The organism is Methyloversatilis universalis EHg5, from assembly GCF_000378945.1.
Taxonomy (GTDB): Bacteria; Pseudomonadota; Gammaproteobacteria; order Burkholderiales; family Rhodocyclaceae; genus Methyloversatilis; species Methyloversatilis universalis_A.
In genome coordinates this window covers 3,997,382-4,016,079 of sequence record NZ_KB900539.1, presented here as the reverse complement: position 1 = coordinate 4,016,079, position 18,698 = coordinate 3,997,382, and the positions used below count along the sequence as shown (strand labels likewise).

The window sequence follows — 18,698 nt, the reverse complement described above, 5'->3', positions numbered from 1 at the left end:
CCTGTCGTCCGGCGCGGCGGGACGATGTAGGACAAATCCTGCACGGCCGGGCCGCGCTAGCATGGCCCTTATTCGACGAATGCCGGGCCGCCGCCCGGCCGGAGGCTGGACGGATGGCGGCACTGATTGCAGGACTGTTGCTGGTGATTGGCGTGCACGCGCTGCGCCTGGTCGCGCCCGATCTGCGCGGGCAGGTGATCGCGCGCCACGGTGCGTGGCTGTGGCGGGCCGCGCATTCGCTCGCTTCGCTGGCCGGTTTCGCGTTGCTGGTGTGGGGTTACGGCCAGACCCGGGCCGATCCGCTCTGGCTGTGGCTGCCACCGCCGTGGTCGCGGCATGCCACCGCCGCACTGATGCTGCCGGCCTTCGTGCTGCTCGCGGCGTCTCTGCTGCCCGGCTCGCGCATCGCAGCCCGGCTGCGCCAGCCGCTGGCGGCCGCGGTCGCGCTGTGGGGCGGCGCCCACCTGCTGGCCAACGGCACGCTGGCCGACCTGCTGCTGTTCGGCAGCTTTCTGGTCTGGGCGCTGGTCGATTTCGTGCTGCTGCGCCGGCGGGAAAGCGATGACGCGCGCGCGGCGCCTGGCGTGGTGCGCGATCTGCAGGTACTGCTCGTTGGCGTGGCCGGCTGGGCCGCGTTCGCATTCTGGCTGCATGGCCCGCTGATCGGCGTGCGGCCTTTCTGAAGGAGTGTCCGCTTCATGATGACCGTGCATATCGAAAGACTGCGCCCGGGCGACGACCTGCGCCGCAGTCTGGAAGCGTGGGCCAAGCGCCAGGATCTGGGCGCCGCCTTCGTGCTGTCGGCGGTCGGCAGCCTGTCGCCGGCCCTGCTCAGGCTGGCTGGCCGCGATCGCCCGACCGTGATCGACGGCGACAGCGAACTGCTCACGCTGTCCGGCACGATCAGTGCGCAGGGCGTGCATCTGCACATGTCGGTGGCCGATGCCGATGGCAACGTGACCGGCGGTCATCTGCTGGCCGGCAGCATCGTGCGCACCACGATGGAACTGGTGCTCGGCATCGCCAGCGGCTGGCAGATCCGGCGCGAGATCGACCCGGTCACCGGCTATGAGGAAATGGTGGCCGAGAACCATGACGAACTGCTGGGCGCACGCGGCCCGGACTGAGGCACCAGGCGGTCGCGCCTGCCCCGGCCGGACACCGCCACGCAATTATTTCGTCACCGCTGCCCAATAAATAGGCAACACCGTTGACATCGGCCCCCGGCGGTCGATTGCTGCGGCTATACATTTTTCGCTCACACAGTTGTCCACAGATGCTGTGGATGGCGCCTCCGCCGACCCGCATCGTCATGCCGTCCGCATCGCTGCCTGTGGATGAATGCGGACACGGTGGTGCCGGAGCACCCGCTGCCTAAAAATGAGGCAACCCTATTGACTCCCGCCTCCGGCGCGGGTGACGTCGTGTGCGGGTGCATCTTGTCCACAGAAGTTGTGGATAAGAAAAGGAGGCGGGGCAGCGGGGGGGGTGCCCTCCGGTCTCCCCGAGGCGATACGGTCGGGCTGCGCCGCGGCCCGGGCGCCGCGTGTAAGCTCGCGGCTTTCCGAATCAGGACTTCCGGACGTGGCGAAAGTCATTCCCGACGGCTGGCGCGAACTGGCGTCTGCCGATGCCGGCGGTGCCGCCGAGCGCGAACTGGCCACGCTGGCGCTGCTGGAGCGCGGGCTGCCCGCCGACTACACCGTCTATCACGGCGTGCACTGGACCCGGCTCGACGAAGGTGGCTTCTCGATCTACGGCGACATCGACTTCGTCGTGGTCAATGCCGCCGGCGACCTGCTGGCCATCGAACAGCGCAGCGGTTTCCTCGAAGAAGGGCCGCACGGCCTCAGTTCGCGCCGGCGTGGCCGTGACCGCAATGTCGCGGTCGGCATCGCGCGCGCGCGGCACGCGCTGTCTACCCGGCTGGCCGCCCGGCTGGGCGGCAGTGCGCCGCGCATCGAATACCTGCTGTACTGCCCGGACCATTTCGTCCGCCAGGCGCACACCGCCGGCATCGACGCGGAACGCATCGTCGATGCCGCGGTGCGTGACCAGTTCATTCCGCGCATACGCGCCATCCTGCCGCCGGGCGAGCACAGCGGCCACGGGCCGGAGGTGCACCGCTTCCTGCGCGACGAAATCAAGCTGGAGCCGGACGTCGCCGCACGGCTGGGCATGGCGCGCGAACGCATCACCCGCGTGTCCGGCGGCCTCACCCAGTGGGCGCGCGCGCTCGACTTCCAGCCCTACCGGCTGCGCGTGGTCGGCACCGCCGGCTCCGGCAAGACCCAGCTCGCGCTGGCCGAATACACCGCGGCGATCGAGGCCGGCCGGCGTCCGCTCTACGTGTGCTTCAACCGGCCTCTGGCCGACCACCTGGCGCAGATCGCGCCGGAAGGCGGCCTGGCCTGCACCTTCCACCATCTGTGCGAACGGGTGCTGGCCGCCCACGGTGAGCGCCCGGACTACGCCAAGCCGGACGCCTTCGACGCGATGATTGCGCGCGCCGGAGAACTGCCGGTGCCGGACGACCTCATGTTCGACGCCCTCGTCGTCGATGAGGGCCAGGACTTCAATGCCGACTGGGCCGACCAGCTTTGGCGGCACGCGCGCGACGGTGCGCGCCGGCTGTGGCTGGAAGACCCGATGCAGAATCTCTACGCGCGTCCGCCGGTCGAACTGCCCGGCTGGGTGACGTTGCACGCGCACAGCAATTTCCGCAGCCCGCGGCCGGTGGTGCGCATGCTGCAGACGCTGATGGAAGGCGTGATGCCGGGCGCCGAGCGCATCGAGGCGGCGTCGCCGTTTGACGCCGACGAGGTGGCGGTGCTGGCCTACTCGCAGGCGCACCCGCTCACCCAGCGGGTGAAGGAGGCGATACGGCTGTGCTTCGCCGCCGGCTTCCACGCGCAGGACGTGGCCATCATCAGCTGGCGCGGCCGCGACCAGTCGGAACTGCTGCGCCACGACCGGCTGGGCGCCAATGCGCTGCGCAGCTTCACCGGCCAGTACGACCTGCTGGGCCAGCCCGAGTACTCGGGCGGCGAGGTGCTGATCGAATCGGTGTATCGCTTCAAGGGCCAGTCGGCGCCGGCGGTCATCCTGGCCGAAATCGATTTCGACACGCTGGACGAACGCACGCTGCGCAAGCTGTTCGTCGGCGCCACCCGCGCCATGATGAAGCTGGTGCTGGTGGCCAGCGAACGCGCCGCCGACACGCTGGCGGAACGGCTGGGGCCGCAGGCATGAGCGGAGCGATACCCAAGGCGCTGATGATCCAGGGCACCACCTCGGACGCCGGCAAGAGCACGGTCGCCGCCGGCCTGTGCCGCAGCCTGCACCGGCGCGGTCTGCGGGTGGCGCCGTTCAAGCCGCAGAACATGGCGCTGAACAGCGCGGTCACCGCCGACGGCGGCGAAATCGGCCGCGCCCAGGCGCTGCAGGCCCAGGCCTGCGGGCTGGCGCCGCACACCGACATGAATCCGGTGCTGCTCAAACCCAATTCCGACACCGGCGCCCAGGTCATCGTGCATGGCCGCGCGCTGGCCAATATGGAAGCGCGCGCCTACCACGACTACAAGCGGGTCGCGATGGAGGCGGTGATGCAGTCCTGGCAGCGGCTCACCGCGCAGTACGACTTCGTCGTGGTCGAGGGCGCTGGCAGTCCGGCGGAAATCAATCTGCGCGACCGCGACATCGCCAATATGGGTTTCGCGCTGCCCAACCGCTGCCCGGTGGTCATCGTCGCCGACATCGACCGCGGCGGCGTGTTCGCCCATCTGGTCGGCACGCTGGACTGCCTGTCGGACGAGGAGCGCGCGCTGGTGCGCGGCTTCGTCATCAACCGCTTCCGCGGCGACCGTGCGCTGCTGCGCTCCGGTGAGGACTGGCTGGAGCGGCGCACCGGCCTGCCGGTGTTCGGCGTGCTGCCCATGCTGAAGGGCCTGCACCTCGACGCCGAGGACGCGATACAGACCGGTCAGTCGTCGGCCGGGCCGGGCGCGCGGCTGCGCGTGGTGGTGCCGGTGTTCCCGCGCATCAGCAACCACACCGATGTTGACGCGTTGCGCGCGCATCCGCAGGTCGATCTGCTGTTCGCACCGCTGGACCGTCCGCTGCCCGCCTGCGACCTGGTCATCCTGCCCGGCAGCAAGAGCGTGCAGGGCGATCTGGCGGCGCTGCGCGCCCACGGCTGGGACACGCAGATCGCCCGCCACCTGCGCTACGGTGGCCGCGTGCTCGGCATCTGCGGCGGCATGCAGATGATGGGCCGCATGCTGCACGACCCGCTCGGCCTCGAAGGCGCGCCGGCCAGCGTGGCCGGACTGGGCCTGTTCGACTACGACACCACGCTGGCGCCGGAAAAGCAGTTGCGCGTGGTCGAGGGCCGGCTGCGGCCGGGCGGCCAGCCGGTGCGCGGTTACGAAATCCACATGGGCGTGAGCACCGGCCCGGCGCTGGCGCAGCCGGCGGTCGATCTGGCGCACGGCCCGGACGGCGCCCGCTCGGCCGACGGCCAGCTGATGGCCACCTATGTGCACGGCCTGTTCGACGCACCGGACGCCTGCGCCGCGCTGCTCGACTGGGCCGGGCTGCAACAGGCGCAGCCGCTCGACCTCGCGGCGCTGCGCGAAGCCAGCCTGGACCGGCTGGCCGACTGCCTGGAAGCGGAAATCGACATCGACCGGATGTGCGGCCGCGCCTGAGGGCGCGGGTGGAGCGCCTGGGGCTTCGGTGGGAGCGGCGACCCCGCCGCGATGCGGCCTTCGGTTACGCGCGGTCTCCGGTTCAACGTCGCCATCGCGGCGAGGCGCCGCTCCCACGGATCTTTGTCCGGTCTCCGCATCGAGCGCAGCCCTCCGCCGGTTTGGGCCTTCTGCCGCCCGGTGGTATCGTGCGCGGCTGTTCCGCCTTGGCGGAACCCGCATTCGAGGTGCCCGACGCCGTTCCGGCCGAGGGTTGAACGGGAAGCAGGTGCGCGAGCTCCGCTCGCAAGGCCTGCGCTGCCCCCGCAACGGTAAGCAGATGACGCGCATCGACACGCCACTGGGCTTCATGCCTGGGAAGGCGGTGCGCCGCGACGGTTCCGCCGTCGCCCCTGCGAGCCCGGATACCGGCCCCGGATGCACGAGCGGTCATGCCCGGGGTGCGGCATCGCGACGGAGGCGTGCTCGCCTGCGTGGTGTGCGATCCCCGTCATGGCTTCATGACATCGCGGTCGTTCGGGGACGGACGGCCGCTGCAGGGAGCACAACAGCAATGCCTCGCCTCACCCCGGTCGCCGCGCTCGTCGCGGGCGCCGCCACGCTTCTTTCCCATTCCGCAGCCGCCCAGCAGACGATGCATCCGGTGGTCATCACCGCCAACCGCGTCGAGCAGCGGGTACAGGACACGCTGGCCGACGTGACCGTACTGGATCGCGAACAGATCGAAACCGCCGCCCAGTCCACGCTGACCGAACTGCTGGCCCGCCAGCCGGGCATCCAGATGACCAGTCAGGGCGGCCCCGGCGCCAGCACCGACTTCTTCATCCGCGGTGCCGATACGCGCCAGAGCGTCGTGCTGATCGATGGCGTGCGGGTCGGGTCCGGCTCCAGTGGTACGGCTGCGCTGCAGTACCTGCCGCTGTCGCAGATCGAGCGCATCGAGGTGCTGCGCGGTCCCGCGTCCGCGGTCTATGGCGCTGACGCGATCGGCGGCGTGATCCAGATCTTCACCCGCCGCGGCGAGCCCGGTCTGGACTTCGACCTCTTCACCGGCGCCGGCAGCTACGGCACCAGCGACAGCCGGGTCGGCCTGCGTGGCGGCAACGGCGTGATCGACTTTTCGCTGGCCGGCAGCCTGTATCACACGCGCGGTTTCAGCACGACCAATCCGGACATCAATCTGGGCGTGGCCGCCTCCCGCCGCAACTACAACCCGGACCGCGACGCCCACCTGAACCGCAGCGTGAGCGGCTCGGTCGGCGTCACGCCCCAGGCCGGCACCCGCCTGACGGTCAGCCTGCTCGACAGCGAGGGCTACAACGAATACGACTCCGGTCTGGCCTTCGTGAATACCCGCAATGTGTTCAACAACAGCGTGCTCACCGCCGCCGCCGAACACGCGTGGACCGACTGGCTCACCACCACGCTGCGCTTCGGCCGCAGCATCGAGGACTTCACCAGTTACGCGCGTACCTCGCCACTGGGCAACGGCTTCCGCACCGAACAGACCACGCAGGCGCTGGAGGCGCGGGTGAAGCTGCCGCTGGGCACGCTGTTCGGCAGCATCGAGCGGCTGGAGCAGGACGTGCTGTCGGTAACGCCCACCGCGGTGAACCTCGACCAGACGCGCCGGGTCGATTCCGGCCAGCTGGGCTGGACCGCACAGATCGACCGCCACCTGCTGCAGCTGAACACCCGGCACGACCGCTACACCGGTGGCTCGGGCAAGGCCACCGGCAATGCCGGCTACGGCTATCGCCTGACCGACGACCTGACCGCACGCGTCGCCTACGGCACCGGCTACCGGCTGCCCACCTTCAACCAGCTCTACTTCCCGAACTTCGGCAATCCGGATCTGAAGCCGGAGTCGTCGACCAACCGCGAGATCGGTCTGGCCTGGCAGCGCAAATCGACGCGTTTTGCGGTTACCGCCTACGACAACCGGGTGCAGAACCTGATCAATTCGCGCGCCCCGCTGGTGAACGTGGCCGAAGCGCGGCTGAAGGGCGCCACTTTCGAGGCGGCTACCTATGTGTTCGGCCACACCGAAGTGCAGGGCAGTGTGGACATCCTGAGTGCGCGTGACGAGGACACCGGCCTGCGCCTGCAGCGTCGCGCCGCACAGACCGCCACGGTGACGGTGCAGCAGCACATGCTGGCCGGGCGGGTGGGGGTCGAGGTGCAGGCGGTGGGTGACCGCTGGTCCGAGCCGGGCGAGCTGCGCCGCATGGGCGGCTATGCGCTGCTCAATCTGTTCGGCGTGTGGAAGGCCTCGCCCGAGGTGTCGGTCGAAGCGCGGGTGAATAACGTGAACGACCGCCGCTACACCTCGGTATTCGGTTACGAAACATCGGGCGCGAACGCTTTCGTCGGCGTGCGTTACACGCCGCGTTTCTGAGCCTGTCGCCGCCGCTGGGTACACTGCCTGCATGAGCCGCCATCCCCCCGCCGCTGCCCTGCCATCGCCTGCCGCCCTGAGCGCGGGTCGGCGGCGTGCGTGGGTGCTGCCGGCGCTGCTGCTGGCACTGGTCGCCGCCTTCGCGCTCACGCTGGCGGTGGGCAGCGTGACCGTCAGTGCGGCCGAGCTGTGGCAGATCGTGACCGGGGGTGACGCCGGCACCGCAGGGGCCATCGTCACCTCGCTGCGTCTGCCGCGTGCGCTGGCCGCGGCCGCCTGCGGCGGCCTGCTGGCGCTGGCCGGTGCGCTGATGCAGGTGCTGCTGCGCAACCCGCTGGCCGATCCCTATGTACTGGGCATTTCCGGCGGTGCAGCGGTGGGCGCGCTGCTGGCCATGCTGGCCGGTGTGGCCGGCATGCTGCTGGAGCTATCCGCCTTCGTCGGTGCGCTGGGCGCGATGGCGCTGGTGTTCGGGCTGTCGCACGGGCAGGGCAGCCGCACGCCCACCCGCCTGCTGCTGACCGGCGTCATCGTGTCTGCCGGCTGTGGCGCGGCGGTGTCCTTCATCCTCGCGGTAGCGAGCGAACAGTCGCTGCGCGGCATGCTGTTCTGGCTGATGGGCGACGCCAGCACCGCCAGCCGCCCGGGCGTGGCGGTGGGTGCGCTGGTCGCCGGGCTGATCGCCTGTGCGCCGCTGGCGCGTGACCTCAATCTGCTGGCGCGCGGCGACGCCACTGCGCAGACGCTGGGCGTGCCGGTCGCCCGCCTGCGCCTCATGGTCTATCTGCTGGCGTCGGCGCTGACCGCGATTGCGGTCACCACGGTGGGGTCGGTCGGCTTCGTCGGTCTGGTCGTGCCGCACCTGATCCGGCTCGCCTTCGGCAACGACCAGCGCTTGCTGCTGCCGGCCAGCGCGCTGGCCGGTGCCACGCTGCTGCTGCTGGCCGACACCGCGGCGCGCACCGTCATCGCGCCGGCCCAGCTGCCGGTCGGCGTGCTGACCGCGCTGCTGGGCGTGCCGGTGTTCCTGTTCCTGCTGAACCGCAACCGATGAGCGCTGTCGCCCGCACGCCGCTGCTGTCCGCCCGGGGCCTCGACGTGTCGGTGGCCGACCGCGCGCTGTGCACCGGCCTCGATCTGGACGTGCGGCCGGGCGAACTGCTGGCCATCGTCGGCCGCAACGGCATCGGCAAATCGACGCTGCTCGGCACGCTGGCCGGGCTGCGCGCACCGTCGGCCGGCAGCGTGGCGCTGGAGGGCCGCACGCTCACCGACTGGCCGGCGCGCGAACTGGCGAAACGGCGCGCGCTGCTGGCGCAGTCGCACGAGGACCACTTCGCCTCCACCGTGCTCGACACCGTGCTGGTCGGTCGCCATCCGCACATCGGCCGCTGGTCGGACGAGAGCGATGCCGATGTCGACATCGCGCTGGCGGCGCTGGCGGCGGTCGCGCTGCGCGGCTTCGAACTGCGCGAGGTGCGCACGCTGTCCGGCGGCGAGCGGCAGCGCGTGGCGATCGCAGCACTGCTGGCGCAGCAGGCGCCGGTCTGCCTGCTGGACGAGCCGGTCACCCATCTCGATCTGGATTACCAGATCGAAACGCTGGCGCTGTTCGCAAGGCTGGCGCGGGAAGAAGGGCGGGCCGTGGTGGCGGTGCTGCACGACCTGAATCAGGTGCTGCGCTTCGCCGACCGCGCGCTGCTGCTGACCGGCGGCGGTGAATGGGTGTGCGGGCCGGTGGATGAGGTGCTGCAGGCAGAGGTGCTGTCGCGCGCTTTCTGCCATCCGCTGAAGGAATTGCGCGACGACGGCCGGCGCTATTTCGTGCCGGCGTGAGCGAGAGAAGTGAGTGAAAGGAATGAGGAAACCGTCATGAGTGATCTCGACGAGCGCCATGAAACGCGCATGAAGCGCAAGAAGGAGGTGGTCGATCAGGCCATCGCCGCCGCCAAGGTCGAGCGCGGCGTGCTGGTGGTGAACACCGGCACCGGCAAGGGCAAGTCCAGCGCCGCTTTCGGTGTGGTCGCGCGGGCGCTGGGCCACGGCATGAAGGTGGGCGTGGTGCAGTTCATCAAGGGCCGCTCCGACACCGGCGAAGAAGCCTTCTACCGCCGCCAGCCGGACGTGCAGTGGCATGTGTCCGGCGAAGGCTTCACCTGGGAAACCCAGAACCGCGCGCGCGACGTCGCCACCGCCGAAGCGGCCTGGGACCAGGCGCGTGCCTTCCTGCGCGATCCGGCCATCGGGCTGGTGGTGCTGGACGAACTGAATATCGCGCTGAAGTACCACTACCTCGACGTTGCCGCCGTCATCGCCGACCTGCAGGCGAGGCCGGCCATGCAGCACGTCATCGTGACCGGTCGCGCCGCGCCGCCGGAACTGGTCGAGGCCGCCGACACGGTGACCGACATGACCATGGTGAAACACGCCTTCAAGGCCGGCGTGAAGGCGATGCCGGGGCTGGAGTGGTGAGCGCGGCCGCGGACACGCGTCGCTGTCCGGCGCTGATGGTGGCGGCGCCCGCCTCCGGTCAGGGCAAGACCACGGTGGTCGCCGCGCTCGCGCGGCTGCACCGCTCCCGCGGCCGCCGGGTGCGCGTGTTCAAGTGCGGACCGGACTTCCTCGATCCGCAGATCCACGCGCTGGCCAGCGGTGCACCGGTGTGCAATGTCGATCTGTGGATGACCGGCGACGCCGACATCGCCGCCCGGCTGTACGAGGCGGCGGGCGACGCCGATCTCATCCTGGTCGAGTCGGTCATGGGCCTGCACGACGGCAGCCCGTCCAGCGCCGACATCGCGCGCCGCTTCGGTCTGCCGGTGCTGGCGGTGATCGATGCGCGCGCGATGGCGCAGACCTTCGGCGCGCTGGCGCACGGCCTGAAGCACTACCGCGACGGCGTGAACCTGACCGCGGTGATCGCCAACCGGGTCGGCTCCGCCCGCCACATCGACATGCTGCGCGACAGCCTGCCGGCCGACATCGCCTGGTACGGCGGCCTGCCGCGCGACGAACGCATCGCGCTGCCGGAGCGCCACCTCGGCCTGCTGCCGGCGGCCGAGATCGAGGGGCTGGACGCCCAGCTCGACATCGCCGCCGAACTGCTCGGCGCCTCGACCACCGCCGACCTGCCGCCGGCGGTGGATTTCGCCCCGGTCGAACAGACGGCGCTGCCGCGCCTGCTCGACGGCGTGCGCATCGCGCTGGCGCGCGACGACGCCTTCTGCTTCATCTACCCGGCCAATCTCGACTGTCTGCGCGCGCTTGGCGCCGAGCTGGTCGAGTTCTCGCCGTTGAATGACGCCGCGCTGCCGGTCTGCGACGCCGTGTGGCTGCCCGGCGGCTACCCGGAACTGCACGCCGCGCGCTGGGCCGCCAACACCGCGCTGCACGCCGCGCTGCGCGCCCATGTCGATGCTGGCCGGCCGCTGCTGGCCGAGTGCGGCGGCATGATGAGCCTGTTCGACACGCTGACCGACAAGGCCGGCGTCACCCACGCCGGCGCCGGTCTGCTGCCGGGCGCGGTGCGCATGCAGACCCGGCTGGCCGCGCTCGGCCTGCAGCAGGTCGAGCTGCCGGAAGGCCGTCTGCGCGGCCACACTTTCCACTACTCCACGGCCGACACGCCGCTGGCCGCGCTCACCCACGCGCGCACCGCCGACGGACGCGACGGCGAGGCGGTGTATCGCCGCGAGCGGCTCACCGCCAGCTATGTCCATCTGTACTTCCCGTCGGACCCGCAGGCCGTGGCGGCGCTGTTCCGGAGCTGACGGGTGACGCGCGTGCTGCGCCTGCTGATGTCCTGCCTGCTGCTGCTCTGCGCGGGGCAGGCGCTGGCCGCCACCGTGTTCGGCGTGCTGTCCGAACGCGCGGCGCCGGACGTGGCCGAGGCGGTGCGTGCACTCGGCCCGGCGCTGCGCGGCCACACCTTCAGGCTGCGCACGCCGTCGCAGGTCGAGGCGCTGTCGCCGGCCGAACTGAGGCGCGAACTGGAGCGCGCCGACACCGTGTTCGCGGTCGCCGCCTTCGGCGAATCCGGCCCGCGTCTGCGCGCCGCGCTGGAGGACGTGAAGCGGCCGCAGGCGGTGTTCGCCTTCAATGCCGAAGGGCCGGGCGCGCTGGCCACGCTGAGCCGGCGCGGCGATGCACGGCTGGACCGCTACAGCGCCGACGAACTGGCGGCCCTGCTGCGCGGCACGCCCGATCCGGCGCTGGCCGCGCGCGCCGGTGCCGACCCGCTGTTGCGCGAATGGCAGGCGCTGCGTGCGCTGTGGCAGGCCGGCGGGCCGGACAACCTGTCGGCGCTGCTGCGCCACTTCCTGCAGCCGGGCGCGCTGCCGGCGCCGCAGCCGGCGCCCGACCTGCTGTGGCGGGTGGCCGGCCGCAACCTGCCGGACGCCGAGCGTCTGCCGTTCGCGTCCGGTGCACCGGTGGTTGCGGTGATCGATCTGGTGAATCAGGACGCGCGCATCGCCGACGCGCAGTGCGCCGCCATCGCTGCCCGCGGTACCGGCTGCGTCGCGGTGCTGGCGCGCTGGGGCGAGCCGTCGCGCCGTGCGGTCGACGCGCTGGCCGCGCGCATTTCGCCGGCGCGCCTGGTGTCGGCAGTGGTGCTGCAGGATTTCGTGCTCGGCGCCGCCGAGGGCCGCGAATCGGTCACCCGCGCGCTGCAGGCGCTGGACGTGCCGGTGTTCAAGGCGGTTCGCATGCACGACCGCAGCCGCGCCGAGTGGGCGCTGTCGGCCGACGGCCTGCCGGCGCCCAGCGTGCAGTACCGCATCGCGCTGCCCGAACTGCAGGGCATCGGCCAGCCGCAGGTGGTGGCGGTCGCGGGCGCCCAGCGCACCGATGCGCTGACCGGCGTGGCGCTGCGGCCGCCCGAGCCGCTGGCCGACGAAATGCAGCGCCTGGCCGCGCGCGTCGCCCGCTGGCAGGCGCTGCGCGCGAAAGCCAACGCCGACAAGCGCATCGCGCTGGTCTATTACAACCACCCGCCGGGCCGGCAGAACATCGGCGCCGACAACCTCGACGTACCGGCTTCGCTGCTGCAGATGCTGCGCGCCCTGCGCGATGCCGGCTATGACACCGGCGAACTGCCGGACAGCGCCGAGGCGCTGCTCGACCTGCTGATGGACCGCGGCGTGAACCTGCCGGAAAACGGCGCCGAACTGGCGCGGCTGGCGCGCGAGGTGCCGTCGCTGCCGGCCGCCGACTACGCGCGCTGGTACGACACGCTGCCGCTGGCCATCCGGCTGGAAGTCGCCGAAGGCGCGCCCGGCCGCATCCACGGCGACGTGATGGCGGCGCGCGAAGCCGGTCTGCCGGCCACCGGCCGCGCGCGCATCGCGCACGGCGTGGCCGAACTGCGCCACCTGCTCGAAGGGCTGGACCACCCGCGCCGCGACCGCGCGCTCACCCTGCTGGCGAAGATAGAAACCGCGTGGAACCGCTGCGTCGCCCGCGAGCCGGGCGAACACTGCGCGCAGGCGGCGAATCTGCGCCGCGCCATCGTCGCCCTCGGCATCCCCGGCCTGCGTGGCTGGGGTCGCGCGCCGGGCAGGGTGATGGTGCAGGCGTTGGGGGGAAAGGACTCAGGAGAACATGGCGGGCGCCTGCTGGTGCCCGGCCTGCAGTTCGGCAAGGTGTGGGTGGGCCCGCAGCCGCCGCGCGGCTGGGAGGTGGACGAGGAGCTGCTGCACGCCAACACCAGCATTCCGCCGCCGCACCAGTACCTCGCGGTGTACCGCTGGCTGCACGCGGTGTTCCGCGCCGACGCGCTGGTGCACGTCGGCCGCCACTCGACCTACGAATTCCTGCCGGGCAAGGCGGTCGGGCTGTCCGCCACCGACTACCCCTCGCTGATTGCCGGCGACCTGCCCGGCATCTATCCCTACATCGTCGATGGTGTCGGCGAGGGCACGCAGGCCAAGCGGCGCGGCGGCGCGGTCATGGTGGACCACCTGACGCCGCCGCTGGCCGCCACGCCGCTGTATGACCGCCTGCTCACGCTGCGCCAGCTGGTCGAAAGCTTCGAAAGCTCCAGTTCAGACGAACTGCGCGCGCGCGCCGCGAAGGAAATGCGCAGCCAGGTCGAGGCGCTCGAACTGCGTGCCGAGCTCGAAGCCAGCATGGCCGACGTGCTCACCGTGCGCGGCCTGCGCTTCGAACAGGTGGACGACGAACTGCTGGCGCACGAGATCGGCCACTACCTGACCAAGCTGCAGGAGAAGTTCATGCCGCTGGGCCTGCACGTGTTCGGCCGGCCGTGGTCGGCACAGGCGATCGACACCATGATGGGTTCGATGGCGCGCGGCGACGACGCGGAGCCGGTGCGTGCGCGGCTGATCGCGTCGCCGGCGGCCGAAATGGCCGGCCTGCTGGCCGGGCTGGACGGCCGCTACATCGAGCCGGGCAAGGGCAACGACCCGCTGCGCGCACCGGACGCGCTGCCCACCGGCCGCAACTTCCACGCGGTCGATGGCGATGTGCTGCCGACCCGGCTCGGCTACGCGCTGGGCCGCGAACAGGCCGGCCGCGTGCTGGCGAAGCCCTCGGCCGGCGGTTCGGAAGGCGTGGTCATGTGGGCGTCGGACGCGGTGCGCGACGAAGGCGTCATGCTCGCCTTCAGCCTCGCGCTGATGGGTGTCGAGCCGCAGTGGAACGCGCGCGGCGTGGTGCAGGGGCTGGCGCTTGCGCCAGCGCCTGAAGGCGGCCGCCGCGACGTCATCGTCACTACTTCGGGGCTGTTCCGCGACCTCTATCCCAATCTGGTGAACATGCTGGACCGCGCCGGCCGCATGGCGCTGGCCGCCAGCGCCGGCACGCTGCTGGCGGACGACGCCGCGCTCGCACCGGCGCTCGACGCCGCGCTGGCGCCGCTGCCCGAGCTCGCACGCGGCACTGAGCCGCTGGCTGGCAATGCGGTGGCGCTGCAGTGGCGGGCGCGCGTGGCGACGCTGCTGCAGGCTGGCCACACGCCGGAGCGCGCCGGCCGTGAAGCCGCCTGGCGGGTGTTCGGCGACGCGCCCGGCGCCTATGGCGCCGGCGTGAACCGCATGGCCGAACGTTCCGGCAGCTGGACCGCGCGCGAACAGCTGGGCCGCGTCTATCTGCGCCGCATGGGCCACGCCTACGGCATGGATGCCGGCGGCGAGCCGGCGCACGCCGCTTTCGACGCCGGCGTCGTGCAGCTGGCGCGCACCTATCACGGCCGCGCCAGCAATCTGTACGGCCTGCTCGACAACAACGACGCCTTCGACTATCTCGGCGGTCTCAGCCTGGCCGCCGAAACGCTGACCGGCCGCGTGCCGGACGCGCGCGTGCTGTACAACGCCGACGCCGCGCACGCCAGCGTCGAGCCGCTGGAAAGCGCGCTGCTGTCGGAACTGCGCGGCCGCTACCTGAACCCGGAATGGATACGCCCGCTGATGGGCCACGGCTACGCCGGCGCCCGTACCTTCGGCCAGGAGTTCATGGAAAACCTGTGGGGCTGGCAGGTGACGCGGCCCGACCTGATCCGCGACTGGGCGTGGAACGAGGTGAAGCGCGTGTATATCGACGACGGTCACGGCCTCGGTCTGCCCGCCTTTCTCGAACGCGGTCACAACGGCCACGTGAAGGCGCAGATGCTGGCCATCATGCTGGTCGCCGCACACAAGGGTTTCTGGAAGACCGACGCCGCCACGGTGCGCGATCTGGGCACGCAGCTGGTGCGCCAGATCCGCCGCACCGGCCTGCCGGGCAGCGGCCACACTGCGCCCGACCACGCGATGTGGGACTGGCTGGCGCCGCAGCTGTCGGCGGACGACGCGCAGGCGCTGCGCGCGGTGCTGGCGGGTGCGCAGATCGACGCCGTGCAGCCGCTGGCCGCTCCCGCCGCACCGGCGCAGGCGACCGTGCCGGCGGCGCCACCCGCGGACATCACCGCTGACGCGACGGCGGCGGACGCCGCACCGGCGCGCTGGAGCGAACTGAAGGCGGTGGCCGCCGCCCCCGCGGCCACGCCGCCCTGGGCCGCATTGCTGGCCGGTGCTGCGCTGCTGTTCGCTGCCGGTCTGCGGCGTGGCGCGCGCGCCGCATGAAGAACACGCAACAATGAACAGGTGAGGATGAGGACATGACCGATCTGGGCTGGGTACACGAAGGCGTCAAAATGCTGCTGCTGCCGGTGATCGCGGTGCTGCTCGCCGCCTGCGCCGCGGCGCTGCTGGAAGCCGGGCTGGCGCTGGGCGAACGTCTGCGCGGGCTGGCCGCACTGCGCCGGAGTGGCGACGCGCAGGCGATCGAGAAGCTGGCGCGCCGCCGGCTCGAACGCGCGGACCTGCTGGCGCGGGTGCCGCCGATGCTGGGCCTGATGGCCACCATCATTCCGCTCGGCCCGGGTCTGGCCGCGCTCGGCCGCGGCGAATCGCAGGCGCTGGCGCAGGCGGTCACCGTGGCCTTCGACGCCACCGTGCTCGGTCTGATTGCCGGCATCGTCGGCCTGTGGGTGGGCCGGCTGCGCCGCCGCTGGTACGAAGAACTGCTGGACGAGATCGAAACCGCCGGAGCGGCACGGTGAGTCTCGGTCGCAGCCGCCGTCGCCTCGGTTCGCGCTTCGACGGTGCCGACGAGGATCCGCGCGCCAGCCTGGTCAATCTGGTCGACGTGATGCTGGTATTCGTGTGCGGCCTGCTGGCGGCGCTCACCGCCGGCGGGCAGGCGGTGCTGCGCCCGGTCGAGGTCGAGCGCGGCCGCGAAATCGCGCCGCCGGATCAGGGCGCCCAGGTGCAGGGCGCCGGCATGAAGGCGCTCGGTCAGGTCTATCTCGACCCGCAGACCGGCAAGATGATCCTGATCGAAAGCCCCGCCGGAGCCCAGCGATGAGTGACGCCACCGCAGCGCTGCCCTACGACGACGACGCGCGCGCGGCGGTCTATCGCGTCATCGCCGAGCGGCGCGACATGCGCCACTTCCGCCCTGACCCGGTCGATCCGGCGGTGCTGCGCCGCCTGCTGTGGGCCGCCCACCACGCGCCCAGCGTCGGCTACATGCAGCCCTGGCGCTTCGTGCGCGTGACCGACGCCGCGCTGCGCGACGGCATCCACACGCTGGTCGACGAGGAGCGCATCGCCACCGCGCGCGCGCTCGGCGAGCGAGAGGAAGCCTTCATGCGGCTCAAGGTCGAAGGCATACGCGAATGCGGCGAACTGCTGGTGGTCGCGCTGTGCGAAGGGCGCGAGCGCCACGTGTTCGGCCGCCGCACGCTGCCGGAAATGGACCTCGCCTCCTGCGCCTGCGCAATCCAGAACATGTGGCTGGCGGCGCGCGCCGAAGGGCTGGGCATGGGCTGGGTGTCCATCTTCGATCCGGACAGGCTGGCGGCGCTGGTCGGCATGCCCGAGGGCGCGCGGCCGGTCGCGGTGCTGTGCATCGGTCATGTCGAGGCCTTCTACCCGGCGCCGATGCTGGAACTGGAAGGCTGGGCCTCGCGGCTGCCGGAAGACGTGCTGATCGGCGAGAACCGCTGGCCGGAGGGCGGCGCATGAACTTCGGACTGGTGCTGGCGGCGGTCGCCGCGGTGGTGCTGGACCGCCTGCTCGGCGAGCCGCGCCGCTTCCATCCGCTGGTCGGCTTCGGTGCGCTGGCCGCGCGACTGCAGGCGCTGCTCAATCCGCCGCTGACGCAGGGCGACCCGGCCACCCGGCTGCCCGGCCTCATCGCCTGGGCGCTCGCGGTGCTGCCTTTCGTGCTGGTCGCGCTGTGGCTGCGCAGCGCCGGCGGCATGCTGCAGGCGCTGGTCGATGTCGGGCTGCTCTATCTGGCGATCGGCGCGCGCAGCCTGAGCGAGCACGCGCAGGCGGTGTCGCGTCCGCTGGCCGCCGGCGATCTCGACCAGGCGCGTGCGCGGGTGGGCTGGATGGTGAGCCGCGACACCACGCAGCTCGATGACAGCGGCGTGGCCAAGGCGGCCACCGAATCGGTGCTGGAAAACGGCAACGACGCGGTGTTCGGCGCGCTGTTCTGGTTCTTCCTGCTGGGCGGGCCGGGCGCGCTGCTGTTCCGGCTGGCCAACACGCTGGACGCGATGTGGGGCTACCGCACGCCGCGCCTGCGCTATTTCGGCTGGGCGGCGGCGCGCATCGACGACCTGCTCAATTTCGTGCCGGCGCGGCTGACCGCGCTGAGCTATGCGCTGTGCGGTTTCAGCCGCGCGGCCACCGCACGCGCGCTGGCCTGCTGGCGCGCGCAGGCGAAGGCCTGGGACAGCCCGAACGCCGGCCCGGTGATGGCGGCCGGTGCCGGCGCGCTGGGCGTCGCGCTGGGCGGCGCCGCCATCTATCACGGCGAACTCGAACAGCGGCCGCCGCTGGGCGAGGGTGCGCCACCGGCCGCCGCCGACATCGACCGCGCGGTGGCGCTGGTGCAGCACGCGCTGTGGCTGTGGCTGGCGGTCGCCACGGCGCTCGGCCTGTGGAGCCTGCTGTGAGCGCCCGCCCGCTGCATGGCGGCCGGCTGCAGGAAGCGGCCCGCCGCTACGGCATCGATCCGGCGGCCTGGATGGATCTGTCCACCGGCATCAATCCGCAGCCCTGGCCGGTGCCGCCGGTGCCGCAGTCGGTGTGGCAGCGCCTGCCGGAAGACGACGACGGGCTGGAGGCGGCCGCGGCCGCCTTCTACGGCAGCGACGCACTGCTGCCGCTGGCCGGTTCGCAGGCGGCGATACAGCTGCTGCCGGTGCTGTTTCCGCGCAGCCGGGTGGCCATTCTGTCGCCCACCTACAACGAACACCCGCACGGCTGGATACAGGCCGGGCACGCGGTGCGCGCGGTCGCACCGGCCGAGGTCGAGTCGGCCGTCGACACGGTCGACGTGCTGCTGCTGGTGCAGCCGAACAATCCCTGCGGCACGCTGTTTCCGCCGGCGCAGGTGATGGCGTGGCAGGCGCGGCTGGCGGCGCGCGGCGGCACCCTCATCGTGGACGAGGCCTTCATCGACGCCACGCCGGACGCCAGCGTGGTGCAGCACGCCGGCCGGCCCGGTCTGGTCGTGCTGCGCTCGCTCGGCAAGTTCTTCGGCCTGGCCGGCGCGCGCGTGGGCTTCATGTTCGCCGAACAGTCGCTGCGCGACGCACTGGCGCTGAAGCTCGGGCCGTGGCCGGTGGCCGGCCCGTCGCGTTGGGTGGCGCAGCGTGCGCTGGTTGATCGCGACTGGCAGGCGGCGCAGCGCGCCCGGCTGGCAACCGAGGGCGCACGGCTCGAAGCGCTGCTGCGCGCCGCGGGCTGGGGCGAAGTGAGTGGCTGCGGTCTGTTCCAGCGCGTGCTGACGAAGGATGCCGCCGCGCTGCACGAAGCCTTCTGCCGGCGCGGCATCCTGCTGCGCCTGTTCGACGCGCCGGCCGCGCTGCGCTTCGGCCTGCCGGCGGACGAGGGCGAGTGGCGGCGGCTGGAACAGGCGATGGACGAAGTGGCTGCCGATGGGCGCGGAGCTGCGCACAGTCCGGTGGGAGCGGCGCCCTCGCCGCGAAGGGGCCTGCGATAAGGGCTCGCGATCGCGCACTGTCCCGGCTTCACGGCTGCAATCGCGGCGGGGGCGCCGCTCCCACGGCTCCG

The 18,698-nt window shown here is 71.8% G+C and carries 15 protein-coding genes and 1 riboswitch; all 15 genes read left to right on the top strand.

Annotation, left to right across the window (positions count from 1 at the left end; translation table 11 throughout):
• Window positions 1–113 precede the first annotated feature (113 nt).
• Window positions 114–683: an NnrU family protein gene (locus METUNV2_RS0118320; RefSeq protein ID WP_018230932.1), complete on the top strand. Its 570-nt coding sequence runs from the start codon at window positions 114–116 to the stop codon at window positions 681–683.
• 15 nt (window positions 684–698) lie between these two features.
• Complete coding sequence (locus METUNV2_RS0118315) at window positions 699–1,127, top strand: PPC domain-containing DNA-binding protein (protein ID WP_018230931.1); 429 nt, start codon at window positions 699–701, stop codon at window positions 1,125–1,127.
• A 457-nt stretch (window positions 1,128–1,584) separates the two neighbouring features.
• Window positions 1,585–3,252 carry an ATP-binding domain-containing protein gene (locus METUNV2_RS0118310; protein ID WP_018230930.1) on the top strand — a complete coding sequence of 556 codons (1,668 nt, stop codon included), beginning with the start codon at window positions 1,585–1,587 and terminating at the stop codon, window positions 3,250–3,252.
• Entirely contained in the window at window positions 3,249–4,709 is a 1,461-nt protein-coding gene (locus tag METUNV2_RS0118305) for a cobyric acid synthase (protein WP_026188278.1), read from the top strand. Before METUNV2_RS0118310 ends, METUNV2_RS0118305 begins: the two co-directional genes overlap by 4 nt.
• A gap of 208 nt (window positions 4,710–4,917) precedes the next feature.
• A riboswitch (cobalamin riboswitch) is annotated at window positions 4,918–5,139 on the top strand.
• A gap of 123 nt (window positions 5,140–5,262) precedes the next feature.
• The gene (locus METUNV2_RS0118300) at window positions 5,263–7,107 is read left to right on the top strand and encodes a TonB-dependent receptor domain-containing protein (RefSeq protein WP_026188277.1); all 1,845 of its coding nucleotides are present in this window, start codon (window positions 5,263–5,265) and stop codon (window positions 7,105–7,107) included.
• Between the two features lie 31 nt (window positions 7,108–7,138).
• Window positions 7,139–8,161 carry a FecCD family ABC transporter permease gene (locus tag METUNV2_RS0118295; RefSeq protein WP_026188276.1) on the top strand — a complete coding sequence of 341 codons (1,023 nt, stop codon included), beginning with the start codon at window positions 7,139–7,141 and terminating at the stop codon, window positions 8,159–8,161.
• On the top strand, window positions 8,158–8,943 hold the full coding sequence (locus tag METUNV2_RS0118290; RefSeq protein WP_018230926.1) for an ABC transporter ATP-binding protein: 786 nt from the start codon (window positions 8,158–8,160) through the stop codon (window positions 8,941–8,943). The genes METUNV2_RS0118295 and METUNV2_RS0118290 overlap by 4 nt, the downstream gene beginning before the upstream one ends.
• Before the next feature lie 9 nt (window positions 8,944–8,952).
• Window positions 8,953–9,579, top strand: coding sequence for a cob(I)yrinic acid a,c-diamide adenosyltransferase (gene cobO, locus METUNV2_RS0118285; protein WP_269745071.1), 627 nt, complete (start codon window positions 8,953–8,955; stop codon window positions 9,577–9,579).
• A gap of 35 nt (window positions 9,580–9,614) precedes the next feature.
• Complete coding sequence (locus tag METUNV2_RS0118280; protein ID WP_081618575.1) at window positions 9,615–10,877, top strand: cobyrinate a,c-diamide synthase; 1,263 nt, start codon at window positions 9,615–9,617, stop codon at window positions 10,875–10,877.
• 3 nt (window positions 10,878–10,880) lie between these two features.
• On the top strand, window positions 10,881–15,188 hold the full coding sequence (locus tag METUNV2_RS0118275) for a cobaltochelatase subunit CobN (protein WP_018230923.1): 4,308 nt from the start codon (window positions 10,881–10,883) through the stop codon (window positions 15,186–15,188).
• Window positions 15,189–15,223: 35 nt separating this feature from the next.
• Window positions 15,224–15,667, top strand: a complete 444-nt coding sequence (locus METUNV2_RS0118270) for a MotA/TolQ/ExbB proton channel family protein (protein WP_018230922.1) — start codon at window positions 15,224–15,226, stop codon at window positions 15,665–15,667.
• Window positions 15,664–15,972, top strand: a complete 309-nt coding sequence (locus tag METUNV2_RS0118265) for a hypothetical protein (RefSeq protein WP_018230921.1) — start codon at window positions 15,664–15,666, stop codon at window positions 15,970–15,972. The genes METUNV2_RS0118270 and METUNV2_RS0118265 overlap by 4 nt, the downstream gene beginning before the upstream one ends.
• Entirely contained in the window at window positions 15,969–16,634 is a 666-nt protein-coding gene (bluB, locus tag METUNV2_RS0118260; protein ID WP_018230920.1) for a 5,6-dimethylbenzimidazole synthase, read from the top strand. Before METUNV2_RS0118265 ends, bluB begins: the two co-directional genes overlap by 4 nt.
• On the top strand, window positions 16,631–17,575 hold the full coding sequence (gene cbiB / locus METUNV2_RS0118255; RefSeq protein WP_018230919.1) for an adenosylcobinamide-phosphate synthase CbiB: 945 nt from the start codon (window positions 16,631–16,633) through the stop codon (window positions 17,573–17,575). The genes bluB and cbiB overlap by 4 nt, the downstream gene beginning before the upstream one ends.
• A complete protein-coding gene (gene cobD / locus METUNV2_RS0118250; RefSeq protein ID WP_018230918.1) occupies window positions 17,572–18,627 on the top strand; it encodes a threonine-phosphate decarboxylase CobD in 1,056 nt (351 codons plus the stop codon). Before cbiB ends, cobD begins: the two co-directional genes overlap by 4 nt.
• The last annotated feature ends 71 nt before the right edge of the window (window positions 18,628–18,698 follow it).